This is a genomic window from Beijerinckia indica subsp. indica ATCC 9039 (assembly GCF_000019845.1).
Lineage (GTDB): Bacteria > Pseudomonadota > Alphaproteobacteria > Rhizobiales > Beijerinckiaceae > Beijerinckia > Beijerinckia indica.
On sequence record NC_010581.1, the window covers coordinates 1,986,636 to 2,006,253 of the forward strand.

A 19,618-nucleotide genomic window follows, 5' to 3' on the forward strand; every position below is an offset into this window, starting at 1 on the left:
TGCGCCTGTTAATTCCGTAAGGGCTTTCCAGTCGTCAGCATGTGTTCAATACGCGCCAATGTACCGGGCTGCCGAGCAAGCTTGCTGAAAGCCTCGCGTTCGAACGTGAGAAGCGTCTTTTCATCCGTCGGCACGGTGATGTCCGTGTCACCACCCGACAAGACATCGGCCAATGCACTGGACACAACGACGTCATAGGCTGTCGCCTTACCAAGGCGGAAAAAGCTGTCGACGGCCATCTTCAGGGCCGTTGCGGCCGAAGGTCCTGGCAGGTTAAAAGTGACCGACTCCGGCGGTTTGTAATCGGGCACAAGAGCAAGGGCCTTAGCCTTGGCATCGGCCAGCAGACGGTAGCGATTCATCGTGATCGCATCGGTCGGCCTCAGGAACAAAAGCTCCTTGGCCTCGGCCGCCGATTTGGAAACGGTCGCCGTGCTGATGATCTCGAAGACCTTGCTGATCGCGGGCATTGGGCCTTTCGGCAGGCGGCCTAATGTGAACCAGCGCTGCAGCATCTCCTTGTTGCCACCCCAGCCTGGGATCAGACCGACACCAACCTCAACAAGGCCGGTATAGGTTTCCGCATGGGCTTGAATCGCATCGCAATGCAGAAGAATTTCGCAGCCGCCACCCAGCGCCATGCCGGCCGGCGCGCCAACAACCGGAAACGGCGCATATTTCAACATGCCGTAAGCCGTCTGTCCCTGCAGGATGAGGTTCTCGATATCCTTCCAGGCCGCGATATTGGCGGCGAATAGCGCGAGACCAAGATTGGCACCGACGGAAAAGTTGCTGCCCTCGTTGTAGATCACCAGCGCCTTGAAATCCTTCGCGACCAAGTGGATCGAACGCATGAGGAGATCGATGATATCGGGGTCGAGCGCATTCATCTTGCTCGTGAACTCGAAACAGGCGACACCATCGCCGATATCCCACAAGGCCGCCGAGCTGTTCTTGAGAACTGGCTTGGATTTCAATTTGATGTCTTCCAACATGATCACGCCTTCAGGCCGCAGGAGATCATGATAGGTGCCATCGAGACCCAGGACCTGACGGCGGCCATCCTCAACGCGATAGAATGGCCTGCCTTCGGCGATCCGCAAAATAGCCGGGATCGGAAATTTGCTGGCGTTGAGACCCGTGACCAGCGCCTCGACGCCGATCTGATCGATCAGTTGAAAGGGACCATATTTCCAATTGTAGCCGAGCCGCATCGCCTCATCGATCGCCGCCACGTCATCGGTCGCATCACCGACCAAGGCAGCCGCATAGGCCAGCGTGCGGCTGAGAACCTGCCATGCATAACGTCCATGTACGCTCTCATGCGCAAGCAGACGATCAAGCTTGCTGCCGCCTTGTTCAATCGCCTCCACGACGGGCTTACGAACCGGCCGAAAGGTGCCAGTCTTGAGGTCGAGAGCTTCCTTTTGCTTACCCTGCTCACGGTTGATCCGATAGAAGCCACCCTTGCCCTTGCGGCCCGTATAGCCCTCGGCAATCAGCTTTTCGACCAAGGGCATCGGCTGGTTGACTACGTGAAATGGATCATCTTTCGGCAGCGCCGCTGATAGGCTGGCGTTGATATGGGGCATCAGATCCAAACCGACGAGGTCGATGAGACCGAAAACACCGGTTTTCGGAATGCCCATCGGCTTACCGATGATCGCATCGACCTCTTCGATATCAAGAGCAAGATCCAACGCCTCGACGACGGCGGTTTGCAACCAGAACACACCCAGACGATTAGCGATGAAGCCTGGCCGATCCTTGCAAAAGATCACGCTTTTGCCGAGCATGACATCGGCAAACCGTGTGACGGTTTCTATAGCGTCAGCCCGCGAATTCTCGCCACCGACCACTTCAAGAAGCCGCATGTAACGTGGCGGATTGAAGAAGTGCGTGATGATAAAATCTTTCGAGAAACGCGCGGGCATACCTTTGACAAGCGCCTTGAGCGGAATCGTCGAAGTATTTGAAGAGACAATACTGCCTGGCTTGCGTATGGCTTCGACCGCCGCGTAGAGGTTTTGCTTGATATCCAAACGCTCGACCACGGCCTCGATGATCCAATCGCAATCGGCCAGCAGATCGAGATTGTCCCCGATATTGCCAGTGGTCACGAATTTCGCGGCGGCCTTGCTCATGAACGGTGCCGGATCGGCCTTCAGGAGCTTGGTCAGAGCGCCTTCGGCAATCGCGCTGCGGTTGGGATTGTCTTTGGCGACAATGTCGAGCAGAACCACAGGCACGCCCGCATTCGCGACATGGGCGGCAATGCTCGCCCCCATGACGCCTGCGCCGATGACGGCAACTTTTTTGATGTCCGTCATCAGAAAGCCTCCAGAACTGTCGCGATGCCTTGACCGCCGCCAATACATTGCGTCGCAAGCGCATATTTGCCTTTTTCACGCTTCAACAAAGAAGCGGCCTTACCGACGATACGCGCGCCGGTGGCTCCTAACGGATGACCAAGAGCAATGGCGCCGCCGTCGATATTCACTCGATCCGGTGAAAGGTTCAGCTCGCGCATACAGGCAATCGATTGAGAGGCGAAGGCTTCGTTCAGTTCGACGATATCGATCTGACCGGCTTCGAGTCCGGCACGAGCTAGAGCCTTGCGCGAAGCCGCCACAGGCCCGATGCCCATGATTTCCGGGCTGCAACCAGAGACCGCGATGGCTTTGACCGAAGCGAGCACATCGAGATGATGGTGCTTAGCGTAATCTTCACTGCACACCAGTACTGCAGCGGCCCCGTCGGTTAAAGGCGAGGATGTACCGGCTGTAACGACACCGTTTGCACTGAAGGCAGGTTTCAACTCCGCCAGCCCTTCAAGCGTTGTGTCGGGGCGGATGCAGCCATCCGTCGTGATCGTGCCTTTGCGGCCGGTGATTGGGATGATTTCACCGGTCAACCGGCCCTCTTTCTGCGCCGCCGTGGCGCGCTGATGCGACCGCAGCGCGAACTCTTCCTGCTCCTTGCGGGAAATCGTCCATTTAGCAGCGACATTTTCAGCCGTATCACCCATGCCCATATAGGCGCCGGGCATGGTCGCCGCGAGCTCCGGATTGGGCAAAGGATTGAACCCCATCATCGGCACACGGGACATGCTCTCGACACCGGCCGCGATGAAGGCATTGCCCGCATTCATTTGAATTGCGCCGGCAGCCATATGCACGGTGGTCATGGAGGAGCCGCAGAAGCGGTTGACGGTTGACGCACCGACCGAAAGAGGTAGCCCCGCAAGGAAGCTCACGAGCCGCGCGACATTGAAGCCCTGCTCCCCCTCCGGAAAGGCGCACCCAAGCAGCAAGTCCTCGATATCCTCCGCCGGGATACCCGTTTTCTTAATGAGCCCCTTGACCACCTGGGCCGCAAGATCATCCGGGCGGACGGTCGCCAGTTCGCCTTTCTTGGCGAGGGTGAACGGCGAACGAATGTATCCGGCAATGACAACTTTAGTCATAAATATTCTCCAAATAAGGCCTCTGCCGAGAAAGCTTAAGCTTCAGGACAGGGCGCGATCGTGTACCGGAACTGACATCTTAATTCGCTCCTCCTCGATGAGTTCTTTTTTGGAAAGCTTGCCAATCATGGTTTTTGGAAGGTGATCGCGGATTTCGATGATTTTGGGCATTTCGATGCGAGAAATCTGCTCCTCGAGAAAAGTCTTGAGCTGTTCGGGGCTGACGCTGATACCCTCGCGCAGGCGGACAAAGGCCTTGGGCGCCTGCCCGCGATAGGCATCCGGAATACCAATGACCACAGCCTCCGCCACTGCCTGATGACGGTAGAGCGCTTCTTCGATGACACGGGGATAGACATTGTAACCGCCGCACAGGATCAAATCCTTGATGCGGTCCACGATGAAATAATGTCCATCTTCGTCGCGGTAACCAATATCCCCGGTACGCAACATTCCGTCGACCATGACCTCGGCGGTTTCCGCGGGTCGCTGCCAATAGCCTGCCATGACCTGCGGACCGGAAACGCAGATTTCACCTTTTTCGCCGACCCCTAAGACGCGAGAGGAATTTTCAGGATCACGGACCTCGATGATCGTATCCGCCGCTGGAATACCAATGGATTCCGGTTTGTTCTCACCTTTAAGCGTATTGCAAATGACGAGGGGAGAGGCTTCCGACAATCCATAGCCTTCGATCAGCCGGCAGCCAGTCAGCTTTTCGAAACGGCAACGGACATCGCCCGGCAGCGGTGCACCTCCAGAAATGCAATAATGAATGGAGGACAGATTGAATGCGCCATCACTCGCGGCATTGTTGATTGCCGTATAGATCGTTGGAACACCGGGGAATAAGGTCGGCTTCTTTCGAACAATCACCTGCAAGACTTGCTTGATTTCGAAACGCGGCAGCAAAATAAGCTCGGCACCGACTGTCACGCCAAAATTCATCACCGTTGTCATGGCGAAGACATGGAATAGCGGAAGCACACCTAGAATACGTTCGCCACCTTGCGAATCTTCCATGAGAATCCGCCGGCATTGCTCGACATTGGCGGTGAGGTTGCCATGCGTCAGCATTGCCCCCTTCGGTACGCCTGTCGTTCCACCTGTATATTGGAGAACAGCGATATCTGTCAGTGGATCAATGTCGACATGGCGCGGTTTGCCATCATTGGCAATCAGTCGCGTGAATGAAATATTCTGCAGATCGGCAGGAACATCGGCGAGTTCCGATTTTTTGAACAAAGAGAACAAGATAGCCTTGGACCTGGGAAGACACTCGGCCATACGGCACACAACGATCCTCTCAAGGCATGTGTCCTCCAGCATGGCAGAGACCTTGGGATAGATCTGAGCGAGATCAAGGGTCACCATAATGGTGGTGCCGGAATCCTCGATCTGATGTTTCATCTCCCGCTCGACGTAAAGCGGGTTATAGTTCACAACGATGCCACCTGCTTTCAGAATCGCGAAGTAGCAAATCACGGAATAAGGTGTATTGGGGAGGCAAAGACCAACACGTGCACCCTTGCGGACTCCAAGCTGCTGGAACCCCCGTGCCGCGCGGTCGACAAGATCTCCGAGCTTGGCGTAGGTATAGCGCTTGTCCATGAAATCCACGGCGCATCGCTCTGGAAATCGTTTGACCGCATTATCCCATATATAAGGAAGCGGTATAGGTGCGATCGTGGGGCGCACGTGTTTCATCGTGTAGCTCACAATATTGCCCTACATTGTAGGTTTCTGACAAGATTATTCTGTTTACTTCCGGCAGAAGTATTAGAGTTTCATACTCAAGCCGATGCTAACGATATTTGCGGATGTATCATATCCACCCAACAATAAGCCGGCCGCACTTGTTCCTTGCGCTGAAATATTTGAATGATCAAAGAAGAGATGACCGTAAGCAAATATGGCTTGGAGCTTTTCTGTCAGTCTATAGCTATAGCCGCCTGTTATTGCGCATCTATTGGCATCTGGCAGACGTGCAGTCAGATTTGCAGAGCTGATCGCGCTCTGATCATATGCAAAACCAATATGGAATTTTGCACGATCATCGGCGGTATAAGTTGCACCAACTGAAAAGGCCCAGCTGTTATGCCAGTTTTCCGGGATAACAGTATTAGCGCGCCCATTATTAAACTGAATATTCAGTTCCTTCAGCACGGACCAATTGGTCCATTCGACGCTGGCCATAACAGCCCATCGGGGATCAATCTCATGATAGGCACTGAGAGTGACCATGTCTGGCATCTTTATTGAAACATTCATACCACTGCTTTGAAAGGTTGTGCTTAGGGCTGCCAGAGAGGTAGGCGCACTCACGTCAGACCAACCATGCAAATTATACTTGATCTGTGATCGGTAGTTCAGACCGACACGTGTCGCAGGATCGAGTTCATAGAGAAAGCCGATGTCACCGCCAAAGCCGACTGCATTACCGCTCAGGCTTTGATGCGCATCATATCGGCCAAGCCCCAGTCCCGGCAGGTTGATCGCTTGTGACAGGACGGCATTGAAATAGCCGATCTGCCAACCAACGCCGACTGACAATTGTTCGTTAATACGATAGGCGACAGAAGGACTGAAGGTGAAATTGGTTATATTGGAGTGCAAAGCTTGATAACGCCCGATCCATTGATCGGGATAGCTGGTCCTCAAGCCAAATGGCGTATTTGCAGCAAGACCGAATTTCAGGTTGGCAGAATAATCCCACACGGCATACATCGCACCGACTGGAGCCGTCGGAGCGAATTGACCACTGGGGCCGCCTTGTGGAGTCCCACTCAGTCCCGCGCCTGTCACCGTTCCCGAAAAGGAACTTTTGGGCATGATATAGGTATTAGTTGAAGCGATCTGATTACCTTGCAGAAAGGCCATTCCTGCGGGATTATAAAAGACTGTCGTCGCATTATAAGCTTTTGCAGCCACACCCGCGTAGGCGTTCGCCAAGCCATCAGCACTTTGTTCACGGAGCTCGATGCCCGCAGCGCGAACCACTCCTACATTACCTGAAACAATTACGCACGCAATGGTGCCCGTCAGCATTAAGCTGCCAGACTTCAACAGCATTATAGTCCTCCCTCATTATCATTTTGTTATATTGGCAGCCAAAGCCGACAGTCTTGTCTATTTATGATATCGCAAGCATGATATGGCTCGAGATTGCTTTCACAAAGAGAGCGGATTAAGACAACAACATGCCAGCCTTAAAGGCAACATCCAGAGTGTCCCCTCCCCTCTCGGAAAGCGGTTTTGTTTTCAACATCAATGTCCAGACAGAATCTGTTTTGTCAGCATCACTATCGACGGTGGAATTGAGCCGCCTGTGAGTTCAATCTGATGTTACCATGCGCGACTTCTTAAGTCGTAGTCATAGCCTATGACCGACTACATCGCTTTGTATCAAATCGGATCTTTCCTCTCATTGTGCGCGTTCCGGTTTCCCGTAATTCATGAGAATTATGCTAGCGCCAAAAAAATTTGAGCCGTATAGTCTGGGAAGACAAAAAATCAAGAAAAGAAGACATAAAGGGAGGCAGCCTTGAACCGTCGGAATTTCGTCCGCAGCATTACCAGCATGCGGCTCCTCGCCGAACTCGGCCATGACCATGGGCTTTCCATGCATACCTGTCTTGAGGGAACAGGTGTTCGACAACGCGATCTTTCCGACCCTTTGGGAATAGTCTCGGCTGAGCAAGAGCTTCAGCTCATCAGAAATTTGTGGGCGCACAGAGGCAATTGCCCAGCTTTAGGGACACAGGCCGGTGCGCGCTATCATTTCACGGCCTATGGAATGCTTGGTTTCGCTATGGTGAGCAGCCCCACCTTACAGAGCGCATTCGATATTTCGGTCAAATATTCTCAACTCACCTTTGCGTTCTCGCATTTCAAGCTGAAAGAATCAGAACATGAATCGAATATAATCGTTGACACGTCTGACGTTCCGGAAGCACTGCGTCAGTTCATCACCGAACGCGATATTGCGGCACTATTGACTGTGCAGCGCGATCTTTTTCCATCGCAACCAGTCTTGTATAATCTTTATTTTTCCTTCCCAAGGCCTGCGCGTTCTGATCACTACGAGGCCATCTATGGTGTCAAGCCGATTTTCGGATGCAAAGAGACATTCGCTGAGCTCAATAGAAAAGCTTTGGCACAACCTTTACCGCAGGCAAACGAGCTCGCTCTAAAATCGGCCGAGGAACAATGCCAATTGGTCCTTGAACGCCGGTTATCGGGGACAGGATTGGCTGTCAAAGTAAGGGATCGGCTCCTTCATGGAGGTGTCAACTTGCCCGATATGAAAGACGTTGCCAAAGATCTTTGTGTGACGCCACGCACTTTGCACCGTCATCTCGAAGAGGAAGGGGTGACATTTCTGGAATTACGTGACGAAGTTCGTCTTACCCTGGCTGAAAATCTGCTACAGAACCGCAACCTTCTGGTTAAGGATATTGCTTCTCGCTTAGGCTATTCCAGCGCAACATCCTTCATCAGCGCGTTCAGGCGATGGAAAGGCATGACGCCGCTTGTGTATAGGAACAGATTTCTATCGTAATTCATTTTCTCCGGCCTGTCGCAATCTCCTGGTGCCCGCGCTATCATCTCAACGATGAGGATCTGGAGAAGAGGCTCCCCGTGGGTCAGTGCGCCGTGAAGCCGCCATCGACGGCCAGCGCGTGACCAATGACGAAAGTGGAGCCGGAACTGCACAGCCAGAGGACGGCATCCGCAATTTCATCGGAGCGTCCGAGCCGGCCGATTGGCTGATCACGCATGATTTCTTTCATGGCATCGGCCTGTTTCGTCAGCATGTCCGCCACCATTGGCGTGTCGATCGTCCCTGGGCAGATCGCGTTGATGCGAATACCCCGAGGGGCATATTCGAGGGCGGCGCTCCGGGTCAGGCCGATGACCCCGTGCTTAGATGCGTGATAGGCGGCGCGGCTAGGCAGTCCGACCAGGCCACCGAGAGAAGAACAATTGACGATCGCACCGCTGCCCTGGACACGCATCTGGCGGAGTTCATGCTTCATGCAGGCCCATACGCCGCGCAGGTTAACCGCATTGACGCGGTCGAAGTTCTCAGCGGTTTCGTCGGCGGCGTCGCTCGGGGGCACCTGTATGCCGGCATTGTTGAAAGCAGCATCCAGGCGGCCGAAGGTTGCGACCGTGTTTTCGACCATCGCGGCGACCTGGGCCTCGTCGGAAACGTCGCAAACGACACCCAAGGCTTTGTGTCCAGCGGCCTTGAGTGCATCGGTTGTGGTCTGCACAGCCTCTTCATTGAGGTCAGCAAGGGCGACTGCGGCGCCCGCAGCAGCAAAAGCCTTTGCAGTGGTCAAGCCCATACCTGAGGCAGCACCCGTGATCAGAGCGACCTGTCCGGAAAAGTCATAGCGAACATTCATAGCGATTTTCTCTCTATTTGGAGCGGCTCTTGAATACTTCACCGGCGACTGAAGCCGCCGAGAAGGCATTGGGCCATCCTGCATAGAAGGCGGCCTGGGTGATGACTTCACCCGCCTGCTCCTGCGTCAGTCCGTTGTTCATAGCTCTGTTGAGATGATAGGTGATTTGCGCCGCCTGGCCGTTGGCGATCAGGGCGCTGACGGTGACGAGGCTCCGGTCACGCGGCGTCAAGCCCGGCCGAAGCCAGAGATCCTTGAAAAGCGGATCGGTGGTGTATTGAACCAGCCCGGGCGAGACCCAACCAACATTGGCCTCGACGCTTGCGGCGCGTTGCACCTCGGCAGCTTCATCGAGAGGAAGCAATTGCGGCGAGCCAGGCGGCAACTGATCAGGGCCGACACTGCGCTGAGCGAAAATATCCTTGGTGATAGAGATCGCAGACATTGCATTCGACCAGCCCGCATAGAACGCCAGATGGGTGATAATCTCCGAGATCTCGGCAGGCGTTACGCCATTGTCCAACGCGACGGTGAGGTAGTTGGGGAGATCCACCGGCTGATTGCGGGCGATGAGGATCGCGACCGTGACGATGCTCCGATCCCTGAGCGACAATTGAGGCCGCCGCCACAATCCTTTAAGACCATCCTCCTCCGCGTACCGGGCGAGCCCTGGCGAAACCGACCGGATTTCGTCCGCGGTCAGTGTAGATCCTTTCGGGAGGGAGTGAGACATACCGGCATCTCCTTGAGCAAACGCGGAGCCGCTTAAAGCGAGCGATAGAATAAAGGTTGTCAGCAGCTTCACTTGCGTCCGTCCTTTCCGTGTCCATTGCCGCATGATGCGAAGAATTGGCGGCATGCCCGATCGGCCACCAGCTTCACCCTTTCGGTCACGGGCGTCAGTCAGTCTGTATTTCCTGAACTGCGCACAGCCTTTCTCAAGCCAGGGCGGTGACTGCTTTACTGGCATCGGTATACTTGACCGCTTTTTTAGTGATTAGTCCGCAAAATCGGCAAAGGCTTATGTGAAATTTTCATTAATAGGATCGCGGCGCGGCCCGGCTTAGCCAGTGGCGAGCGCCAGAAGGCTCTGGACGCCAAGTGCGAGCAATACCTTACAGCCTATTGTGTGTTGTACTGGTCATCCGAGACTTTTTCCATCCAGGCGACATTGTTTCCGTCGCTCATGTAGGAGAGCGCGATATGTGACATCGCATCAGTCGCTGTCGCACCGTGCCAGTGCTTTACGCCCGTCGGGATCCAGACAACGTCACCCGCCCTGACCGTGATCTTCTTTGGTGAAGACTGTCTTGTTGAATGACGGGGAAACACCTTCCTCCGAATACGAAGAGACGGCCTCGATGATCCTCACGCAAGTGCTCAGAACCTGAGGCTTATCTCGCACGCATCTCCTTCATGATGTGACCCGGTTTCATCGACGATGCCAATCGCGGTCTCGTTCCAACACACATCCGCCGATGCGAGACCTTTGGAAGGTCTTTCGACAGATTTGTTGCGAGCTCATGTGGGCATTCGTCGGCCCAATCTCATGTAACCAACACCATAAGACTATTTTCCAAAAATCCTTGCGGTTGTAGCACCTACAAAATCCCGTTGCGCTTGTGCTTCTTTTGAGTTACGCATATTAAAATAATTTTTAAATTATGGAGAAAAGAATTAAGTCAAATTACGTGACAAATCGTAAAGTACATAATTTATTTATGCCGATGCTTCTCAGTAAATATAATTATATATAGTTAAAACAACATATATTTTACGAATGAATATACGTTAAAAAATTTATATTACACAGATAATACTATCATTCGCGACAATATAGACGTCTGTGTTTTCAGAGACGATGCGCCTTTGCGCGCCGGTTACCTATCAATTTAGGGGAGAATGATGACACTTGATGATGTTATAAAAGCCAATAAAGGCCGCGGGCCTGGCTTTCATTTCTTAAGGCATGTACTTGCCCTTTTAATTTTTACTTACCATGGTTCGATTGCAATCTTTGGAGCCCATACGAACGACTATGCTGGAAAAGGCATGTTGCTCGTCCAGGAAGCGGCTCGTGGCTTGTCCACAACACAGGTCATCATGGAAGTCATCCGGCCGACATTGTATGCTCGGGTTGGTATGTTCTTCGCCTTGAGCGGATTTCTTGTCGCAGCCAGCGCTCTGCGTAATAGCGATGCAAAAGCATTTTTCATCAATCGCGTTGTCCGCATTATTCCTGCTTTATCTGTGGCAATCGTGTTTTCCGCCATGATCCTGGGTCCGCTGGTTACAACCCTTCCCCTTGAAGAATATTTTTCGGACCCGGTAACTTACAGATATTTTGGCAATATCATCGGCTTCTTGCATCTCACGCTGCCGGGCGTTTTTACGGACAATCCCTGGCCGGGCATAGTCAACGTGAATCTCTGGACCTTGCCTCCAGAGTTCTGGTGTTATTTTGCTGTACTGGGATTGATGGTCAGCGGTCTACTTTCAAAACACAAGCTGCTAACTTCGGGAATTATCCTCGCACTTCTTATTGCAACAGCGCTCGATATTTTTGATCATCGTTCTTTCACCGTTAAGGCAAATAATACACGGTTCACTTTATGGTATGTGATTATGATGTTTTACATTGGGATGCTGTTTCGTCTCAATGCGAAATACATCATTATGAATTTTTGGATTGCACTCGGCGCTGCTGTCGGATTCTACTTGCTAATGCTGAGCGATTCATTCGGTCCGTTGAGCGGATTACTGCTTACATATATCGCGATTTATATTGGAATGATGATGAGTGTTCCGGTCTTTGACCGTTTTCTCAAGGAAGATCTCTCCTATGGAATTTATTTATACGGATTTCCCCTCACCCAAGCGGCGATCTTCATCCTGAAGCCTTATATGGGCTCTCTTCCACTGTGGGAACGTTATGCCATTATCATGGTGGCCAGTTTTGGCGTAACTCTCATATTCGCAATTTTATCTCGGACATTCATCGAAAAGCCTGCAGCGCGCTTACTGAAAGGGGGACAGAAGAAGCCCTTGGTCCTGCCTGCCGGGCTCAATCTTCCGGCAAATGTGTCTGAAGGAATACCCTCTACCGGCGCCGATACAAACGCTCTGCGCTCGTCGGAATAATCGCTTCTTAAAGCGAGCACAGCCGGTTTGCGACCCGGCAGAGACGCTTATGCCAAGAATCGCGAACAGCAGTTCTTGGTTTCTTTTAGATGTTTGGTCCTAAATTTTGAGCCCAATGATCTCGAGTGAGTGGCCTGCTGGACGGAACGAATAGAGAATTAAACTCGATTAAAAATCATAAATATAACATAATTTCCCATCGATCGTCCTTGGCTATTTTTCTCAAAACTTATAGAAATAATGTAATTTACTTTCCCGGGAAATTTGCCATGAGCGATGAATTGACGCGACACAAAGCGAAATCCTAATCCCGCTGACGAAATTCGAGGTCCATGCGGCGGAGGTCGCTGACATTGTTCTGACGGTGACAGGTGGCTATGGCTATCAGCGTGGGTCGATCGAGCGGGCCTTTCGCGACGCACGAGCTGGAATTGCCATGGGACCGTCGAATATCATCGCGCGCGAATGGATCGGCAAGACACTTTTGGGCCTGCCACTTGAACTCTTCTATGAAGGCGGCGAGTAAAGCTTGGTTGGCTTCGAGGGGATTGCTCGCGAAATCCATGAGCCGATAAAGCCGAAGCCCTTGCGGGCCACAACATAGCCTTAAAGCTCTTGCTGCACCTGCCAGAAGGCTTTTTCTGGTCCGTAACTTGCCTGTTCCCACAAGGCATTCATTTTTCGGAAGGCAACCTATGGCGTTTACCTCTATTTGTCGCGCAGACGCCGTGAATGAAGGCGGTATGGGCCTCTTTCATGCTGGCCGCAAGAGCGTGCTTCTGGTCTGGCCGACAGGCGGTGAGCTCAAGGCCTATCGAGGGCGGTGTCCGCATGCCGATATGCCGTTGGATGATGCTACCTTCAATGGGAAAACAGTGACCTGCACGATCCACCATTGGGGCTTCGACGGCGGCAACGGCAAATGTGTGACGCATCTCGTCCGCAATGCGCTCCACTCGTATTCATTGCGTGTGGAAGGAGATGAGATACAGGTCGATGTCGGACCGGCCAAGCCGGCGCGTTCACCAGCATAACAGCGGCCTGCAATGGTCGAGACGCAAAGTTTGAAAGCTGTTGGTGGAAGTCTCAAACGGAACGACAGATCAACAGGCTAAAAACTCTTAAGTAAGCGATGAATGGTTACACAAGCGTTCGTCTCCTTCGCGCGCTTGTGTCCTCCCGTGATCCGAGGGCAAGTCAATAACACTGCCCTGAAACGCGTTAGCACGGTGGTGGAGGATTGGGGACAGGATTACACCTCTGGACACGGTAGCCAATACCCGTGCTCCTTATGACTTGATCCATATGCTTAGAAAAAAGTGCGGAAACTTCTGAAGGGCTGACTGCGTGTGATTTCAACGCATTCATGAAATATGTCGCCGTGGTTGAAGCAGCGATCGCTGAGTCGAGCTGCGCTTCCTGCGCGACGAGTGGATTACCATCCCTTCTAATGAGCGGAGCATTCACGGTGACCCCGACATCAACGAATGCTGGCGGTACACCACCAACGAACCGGATCGCTGTGCAGTATGACCATTGAGTATTCCCTGGGCATCTCTTAAATTGGAAGGCATCCGGTTCTACAACGCGTTGCGCTCCCTGTTGCCTACCCCCTCCACCGCCCCCACCTTCATGACCCGAGCCAGTATTGCTGCCTTCGTCCCCGCCACCTGATGGGCCAGAGGGTGCCCCGTATCCAACCGGTCGGTCTTCACAAACAACCGTAGTATCCGGATCTGCGGCCTCCACACGCTTTTTTTCCGCTTCACAATCCTCAGCATAAGAACAAGGCGCCCAAGCAAAAAATATCGCGGCGAATAAATACGTCCGACGCAAACGCAGTATCTTATTGTTACTATGAGCAGCAACGCCAGATAATATCGTTTTTTCCATTGCTGACTGACGCCTCCCCCTACAGATATTATCAATATTGATGTAACACACGTCAAAAGTGTATTCCACTCTATGCATATGTTGAGTGTACTCACACATAGTAAATCATGCAAGCGCTCCACCAATAGATTGCCCCAAATTCAACATTATTGAGTTGGTCCGAAAATCGTCAACTTAGACGACTTTGAATCGTGTAACGCTGCCTTGGTATGCATTCCCAGCATACGCGGGGATAAACCGCTTCTATCATCAGATCGACAGTCAGACCGTCATGACCAACTCGGTCGGCAATGCGACGTGACGATCAAAAACCCAATATATTCATGAAATATAGATATCACTTCATGCAGTTTATAGCGCCTAATTGATCAACGCCGATCGGCCTATCTTCACGCCAATGCGACGGCAGGATGCCGCGAAGCGATGGAGTATTGGCAATGCGGAAACGGGCACTTGGCAAGAGCGGCCTCGATGTTTCAGCGATCGGCTTCGGCTGCATGGGTCTCAATTTCAGCTATAGTCACGCACTGACCAAGGACGAGAGCATTACGCTCATCCGTCAGGCGGTGGAGCGTGGCATCACCTTCTTCGACACGGCCGAGGTCTACGGACCATTTACCAACGAGGAAATCGTCGGTGAGGCACTGGCGCCGTTCCGCGACCAAGTGGTGATCGCCACCAAGTTCGGCTTCAACATCGTGGACGGTAAAATGGCCGGCATGAACAGCCGGCCCGAGCACATTCGCGCGGTCTGCGACGCGTCGCTCAAGCGTCTGGGCGTCGAGGTGATCGACCTCTTCTACCAGCACCGTGTCGATCCCAACGTCCCGATCGAGGATGTGGCCGGCACCGTCAGGGAGCTGATCTGGGAAGGCAAGGTCAAGCATTTCGGCCTGTCCGAGCCGGGGGCGCAAACCGTTCGTAGCGCGCATGCGGTGCAGCCGATCACGGCGCTGCAAAATGAATATTCGCTATGGACCCGCGGCCCGGAGACCAATGGCATCCTTCGGGCCTGCGAGGAGCTCGGCATTGGCCTCGTCGCCTACAGCCCGCTCGGCAAGGGCTTCCTGACGGGCGCGATGAGCAAGGACACAACGATCGGCGAGAATGACTTCCGCAAAATCCTGCCGCGTTTCACGCCCGAAGCGATGGAGAAAAACCAGGCGCTGGTCGACCTCCTGAAGCGCATCGCAGGCGAGAAGAAGGCGACGCCCGCCCAGATTGCGCTCGCCTGGCTGCTGGCGCAGAAGCCCTGGATCGTGCCGATTCCAGGCACCACCAAACTCCACCGGCTGGAAGAAAATCTCGGCGCAGCCTCCATCGTGCTGACGGCTGATGATCTCGCCGAGATCGAGCGCGCGGCAGCCGCCATCCCGATCGAAGGTGAGCGCTACCCAGAGCAGCTAATGGCCACCACCGGCCGCTGAGGCCCCTATCGATCCGGACCAAAGTGTATCAATTTGCAGAAGGAACGGGGCAACTCATATCGCCTTCTTTACAATTCAAATAATTCTGCAGGTCTTTGATGCGAGATTGCGTCATGCCATCCATACACATTGAGATGATCATTGGCATGACGCTTCCTCCCGCTGAAGCCGACCTCTGGAAATCGCACTCAGCATCTCGAAATTTGATCCAGGCGCGCTGTGCCTGAGCAAGAAGCTTCTTGGTATCAGTATTGTCTGATAGGCGGGTTTCAATCTTCTTGTAGAGTTCGTTGAGCTGACTGTCCGACTTTTTGAAAGCGACATTGGCGCACTCGTTCATGGTCGCCTGATCCATGGCGTCAGCACATTTATCCTTGGAAAAAGCGAGTGCTGGCATAGCCAGAACCATGAGCCCACTCAGAATCGTCGCTTTCATCAATTATCTCTCCTGCCAATTGTTCATTTCGGGCAAGTCAGTGCCGAGATCATTCATTTCTGTATAGTCGTGCTATTGCTGCTCATGTCGCACTGAAGCGTTCAAAGATAGCGGGTACGAGCCGACCCTGCCCGCGTCTGCTCTTATCATCGTGGCGCCAGCGCTTTTATCGCCTCCTCGGCGGCGCGCATACCGCTCTCATAGGCACCATGCGCGGTCGAGAAATCGGTGGTATGTGTCGCTTCGCCCGCGAAGAACAACCGTCCGTCAAACGGCCGGGCCAGTGCGGCACGCGTATCGGCCCAGCCCGGCAGAGCGTGGCTGTAAGCACCGCCGATCGTCACGGTGCCAGCCCAATCGGAGGCCATGAGAGGCTTGAGATTGTGGCGTACCGTTGAACCGAATAGCCTGACGAGTTGGTCGATCGCGCGCGCAAAGGCGGCATCAGGCCCCTCTGCGGTAGCGGCCCGTGCGCCAGCGCCGCCCAGGAAACATTCAATCACCGGCCAGCCAAACGGGCGAATGTAATAGGTGCCTGTCGCCGCATCATGGGGATCACCAAGAACATGGCTCTCGGGCGCGAAAGGGCTCTTGCCAACGATCTCCAAAAACAGTTTCTCATCGCGGCCAAGCGGCAGGTGGCTGGCTGCTTCGCGCCAGGGATCGAGCACGGAGGGCCAGACAATCCTGTCGCCCGCGAGAATGCTGGTCGAGACCGTGAGGATCGCAGCGCGAACGCGCAGGGTGCCAGCCGGTGTGTGGAGCGCGACGTGACTGGCGTCGAGCGCGATCGCCTCGACAGGTGTGGCGAGGCACAAGCGCGTGCCAGCCGGAAAACTCGCCGCGACGAGCGTGCCATAGCCCGCGCGCACCCGCCAATTGCAATCGGTCGAGGCCATATCATAGGCGGCATAGTCCCGCGCGGAGATGCGCTCGAGCTCGTCACCGCTGATGAAGCCGCTCATCGCCTGGAGATAGGCAGTCCATCGCCCTTCCGGATCAAGGGCGTCGGCCGCGCAATCATTGAGCGGGGGCGTCGTGGCCAGCCGCTTGCTCCACGCCGCGAAAGCCTGCTGAGCGGCGGCCCGCTCGGCAGGCGGGAAGCCGAGATCGCAATATTGCGCGCTCCAGGCCGGAATACGTCGATCGACTGCAAAACCGCTTTGCTCGGCGATGCGCGTCCAGGGATTGCGGTCGGCGGAATGGAGCCAGCCGCAACCAAGATCGAGCGGTAGCCCGGCGCTCTCGCGTGTCCAGGCGCGGCCGCCGGGACGTGGCAAGGCTTCGAGCACCAGCGTGGACAGCCCGCTGCCGGTGAGCCGCCGCGCGGCCCCGACACCGGCCGCGCCGGCACCGATGATGGCAATGTCGAGATCCTGAATCATCAATGTATACGCTATCAGGCCGCGCAGCCATGAATGATCATGGCTGCGATCAAGATTATACCGCCTCTGGCGCTGGCATCGAGGCCATGTCGATCACGAAGCGGTAGCGTACATCGGCGCGCTCGAGTCGGACGAACGCCTCGTTGATCTGGTCCATGCGGATCATCTCGACATCGGGCAGGACATTCTTCTTGGCGCAGAAGTTGAGCATCTCCTGCGTCTCGGCAATGCCGCCGATGGGCGAGCCGGCGACCCGACGGCGGCCGAGCAGCAGAGGCACCGTGCTCGGTTCGGCGAGCGGGCCAATCTGTCCGACCAGCACCAACGTACCGTCCACGTCCAGCAGCGGCAAGTAAGGGTTGATGTCGTGCTTCACAGGCACGGTGTCGATGATCAGGTCAAAGCTGTTCGCGGCCTTTATCATCGCCGCCTCGTCCGTGGAGACGAGCAGCCGATCGGCACCGAGCGCCAGCGCGTCCGTCTCCTTCTCCTTCGTGCGGCTCAACACAGTCACATCGGCGCCCATCGCGGCAGCGAGCTTCACCGCCATATGGCCGAGACCACCGAGACCAATTACGCCGACCCGGCTGCCGGGGCCAACATTCCAGGTGCGCAGAGGCGAGTAAGTGGTGATGCCGGCGCAGAGCAGCGGCGCAGCCTTGGACAGATCGAGCCCATCCGGGACACGCAGGGCGAACTCCTCGCGCACCACGAGGTGCTTGGAATAGCCACCATAGGTCCTCTCACCGGTGATGCGATCCTTGTCGTTATAGGTCTGGGTATTGCCCTCGCGGCAGAGCTGCTCCTCGCCCTTCCGGCACTGATCGCAATGCTGGCAGCTATCGACCATGCAGCCGACCGCTACATGGTCGCCGATTTTATAGCGCTTGACCGCGTTGCCGACCGCGATCACACGGCCGACGATTTCGTGACCGGGAACAAGCGGATATTGGCTCCAACCCCAGTCGTTGCGGGCCTGGTGAAGGTCTGAGTGGCAGATGCCGCAATAGAGCACTTCCATCACAATATCGTTCGCACGCGGAGCCCGCCGTTCGAACCTGAATGGGGCCAGAGGGGTGTCTGCCGATGTGCATGCAAAGCCGATAGTCTTCATCTGGTAACCTCGATGGGGTGATTAGTATCGGCGCCCTTGAACGCCTTGCGGAGGATCGGCACCGCCATGTTCGCGACGGGCCAGCCGGCGTAGAAGGCGAGCGAGCGCTTCAGGGACCGGGGAATTCGTTGTGGCGATAGAGTGCGACCGGGCTCGCGACCGTGATCAGGCTACCGTCGCGTTTGCCGGGGCGCTCCTTTTAGGCGGGACTGTCTTCGTCGGCCATCTCCTTGCCTCCCTGGCATCTTGCTCGTCGGTGACCTCTCCATCGCGGCAAGCCAACATTTAATCGTGAAGCATTTCGAGGATTAGCCGCTATAAACCGTATGGAGTTATATCAGGAGTTCATGAATGCGACGCGAGGAACTGCTCGATCTGAATGCCTTCATGACGGTGGCCGAGGAACAGAGCTTCACCCGCGCCGCCGCTAAGCTCGGCACTTCTCAATCGGCGCTGAGCCACACAATCCGGCGACTGGAAATGCGCCTTGGCGTGCGTCTGCTGACCCGGACCACCCGGAGCGTCGCGCCCACCGAGGCGGGCGAGCGGCTGCTCGGCACGCTGAGGCCGGCGCTCGACAGTATCGGCGCCCAGCTCACGTCGCTCGGCGAACTGCGTGAGAAGCCGGCGGGGACAATTCGCATCACGACGTCGGAGCACGCGGCCGACACCACTCTTTGGCCCGCCCTCGAGAAGCTGCTTCCCGCCTATCCCGATATCCATGTCGAGCTGAGCCTCGACTCAGGGTTCGCCGATATTGTGACGGAGCGGTTCGACGCCGGTGTTCGCCTGGGCGAGGCGCTCGCCAAAGATATGATTGCGACGCGGATCGGCCCAGACCTGCGCATGGCAGTGGTCGGCTCGCCCGCTTATTTCCAGACGCGACCGATCCCGCAGACGCCGCAGAGCCTAGCAGACCATCAGTGCATCAACCTGCGCATGCTGAGCTCCGGGGGTCTTTATGCCTGGGAATTGGAGAAGGATGGCCGCGAGTTACGCGTGCGCGTCGAGGGGCAACTTGCCTTTAACAATGTAAACATGATTGTCCGCGCCGCCACAGCTGGATTCGGTCTCGGCTTCGTGATGGAGGATCAGGTCACGGCGCATCTCGCGGACGGACGTTTGATCCGCGTGCTGGAAGACTGGTGTCCACCCTTCCCAGGCTACCACCTCTATTATCCAAGTCGGCGTCAGCCTTCGGCCGCATTCGCGGTGCTGGTTGAAGCACTACGCTATCGCGGGTGATGGCTGCCGCGCGAGCAGCGGGGGCATTGTCTGGCAATCGTCATGATCGTGCGTGCGACAGCTCTCCGGTGGGACAACCTCCTGCCACTACAGCTTG

Annotated in this window: 15 protein-coding genes; 6 read left to right on the top strand and 9 right to left on the bottom strand. The window is 55.1% G+C overall.

The annotated features are described in order from the left end of the window. Positions 1–8: 8 nt before the first annotated feature. The 4 genes from BIND_RS08900 to BIND_RS08915 all read right to left on the bottom strand — a co-directional run bounded on the left by BIND_RS08900 (position 9) and on the right by BIND_RS08915 (position 6,538). Positions 9–2,330: a 3-hydroxyacyl-CoA dehydrogenase/enoyl-CoA hydratase family protein gene (locus BIND_RS08900; RefSeq protein ID WP_012384742.1), complete on the bottom strand. Its 2,322-nt coding sequence runs from the start codon at positions 2,328–2,330 to the stop codon at positions 9–11. Beyond that, positions 2,330–3,466, bottom strand: coding sequence for a thiolase family protein (locus tag BIND_RS08905; RefSeq protein ID WP_012384743.1), 1,137 nt, complete (start codon positions 3,464–3,466; stop codon positions 2,330–2,332). The genes BIND_RS08900 and BIND_RS08905 overlap by 1 nt, the downstream gene beginning before the upstream one ends. A gap of 42 nt (positions 3,467–3,508) precedes the next feature. Further along, positions 3,509–5,173 (bottom strand): long-chain-fatty-acid--CoA ligase, encoded by a 1,665-nt coding sequence (locus BIND_RS08910; protein ID WP_012384744.1) that lies wholly within the window; start codon positions 5,171–5,173, stop codon positions 3,509–3,511. Positions 5,174–5,245: 72 nt separating this feature from the next. Then, complete coding sequence (locus BIND_RS08915) at positions 5,246–6,538, bottom strand: OmpP1/FadL family transporter (RefSeq protein WP_012384745.1); 1,293 nt, start codon at positions 6,536–6,538, stop codon at positions 5,246–5,248. Positions 6,539–7,010: 472 nt separating this feature from the next. On the opposite strand from BIND_RS08915, the gene BIND_RS08920 reads away from it, so the two are divergent. Further along, the gene (locus BIND_RS08920; protein WP_012384746.1) at positions 7,011–8,027 is read left to right on the top strand and encodes an AraC family transcriptional regulator; all 1,017 of its coding nucleotides are present in this window, start codon (positions 7,011–7,013) and stop codon (positions 8,025–8,027) included. 85 nt (positions 8,028–8,112) lie between these two features. Here the strand turns inward: BIND_RS08920 and BIND_RS08925 are convergent, their stop codons facing one another. Together BIND_RS08925 and BIND_RS08930 are read right to left on the bottom strand one after the other, a co-directional pair. Next, positions 8,113–8,880 (bottom strand): SDR family oxidoreductase, encoded by a 768-nt coding sequence (locus BIND_RS08925; protein WP_012384747.1) that lies wholly within the window; start codon positions 8,878–8,880, stop codon positions 8,113–8,115. A 13-nt stretch (positions 8,881–8,893) separates the two neighbouring features. After that, positions 8,894–9,613 carry a carboxymuconolactone decarboxylase family protein gene (locus BIND_RS08930; RefSeq protein ID WP_012384748.1) on the bottom strand — a complete coding sequence of 240 codons (720 nt, stop codon included), beginning with the start codon at positions 9,611–9,613 and terminating at the stop codon, positions 8,894–8,896. Positions 9,614–10,785: 1,172 nt separating this feature from the next. On the opposite strand from BIND_RS08930, the gene BIND_RS08935 reads away from it, so the two are divergent. The 4 genes from BIND_RS08935 (at position 10,786) to BIND_RS08950 (ending at position 15,341) form a co-directional block, all read left to right on the top strand. After that, a complete protein-coding gene (locus BIND_RS08935) occupies positions 10,786–12,021 on the top strand; it encodes an acyltransferase family protein (RefSeq protein ID WP_012384749.1) in 1,236 nt (411 codons plus the stop codon). A 313-nt stretch (positions 12,022–12,334) separates the two neighbouring features. Beyond that, entirely contained in the window at positions 12,335–12,547 is a 213-nt protein-coding gene (locus tag BIND_RS22170; RefSeq protein ID WP_280110010.1) for an acyl-CoA dehydrogenase family protein, read from the top strand. 169 nt (positions 12,548–12,716) lie between these two features. After that, positions 12,717–13,055, top strand: a complete 339-nt coding sequence (locus BIND_RS08940; RefSeq protein ID WP_012384750.1) for a Rieske 2Fe-2S domain-containing protein — start codon at positions 12,717–12,719, stop codon at positions 13,053–13,055. Positions 13,056–14,351: 1,296 nt separating this feature from the next. Then, entirely contained in the window at positions 14,352–15,341 is a 990-nt protein-coding gene (locus tag BIND_RS08950) for an aldo/keto reductase (RefSeq protein ID WP_012384752.1), read from the top strand. A 28-nt stretch (positions 15,342–15,369) separates the two neighbouring features. On the opposite strand, the gene BIND_RS08955 is transcribed toward BIND_RS08950, so the two are convergent. The 3 genes from BIND_RS08955 to BIND_RS08965 form a co-directional block, all read right to left on the bottom strand. Then, the gene (locus BIND_RS08955) at positions 15,370–15,777 is read right to left on the bottom strand and encodes a lysozyme inhibitor LprI family protein (RefSeq protein ID WP_012384753.1); all 408 of its coding nucleotides are present in this window, start codon (positions 15,775–15,777) and stop codon (positions 15,370–15,372) included. Positions 15,778–15,923: 146 nt separating this feature from the next. Then, complete coding sequence (locus BIND_RS08960; RefSeq protein WP_012384754.1) at positions 15,924–17,162, bottom strand: flavin monoamine oxidase family protein; 1,239 nt, start codon at positions 17,160–17,162, stop codon at positions 15,924–15,926. Between the two features lie 55 nt (positions 17,163–17,217). Beyond that, entirely contained in the window at positions 17,218–18,276 is a 1,059-nt protein-coding gene (locus BIND_RS08965; RefSeq protein ID WP_012384755.1) for an NAD(P)-dependent alcohol dehydrogenase, read from the bottom strand. A gap of 351 nt (positions 18,277–18,627) precedes the next feature. On the opposite strand from BIND_RS08965, the gene BIND_RS08970 reads away from it, so the two are divergent. Beyond that, complete coding sequence (locus BIND_RS08970; RefSeq protein WP_012384756.1) at positions 18,628–19,521, top strand: LysR family transcriptional regulator; 894 nt, start codon at positions 18,628–18,630, stop codon at positions 19,519–19,521. The last annotated feature ends 97 nt before the right edge of the window (positions 19,522–19,618 follow it).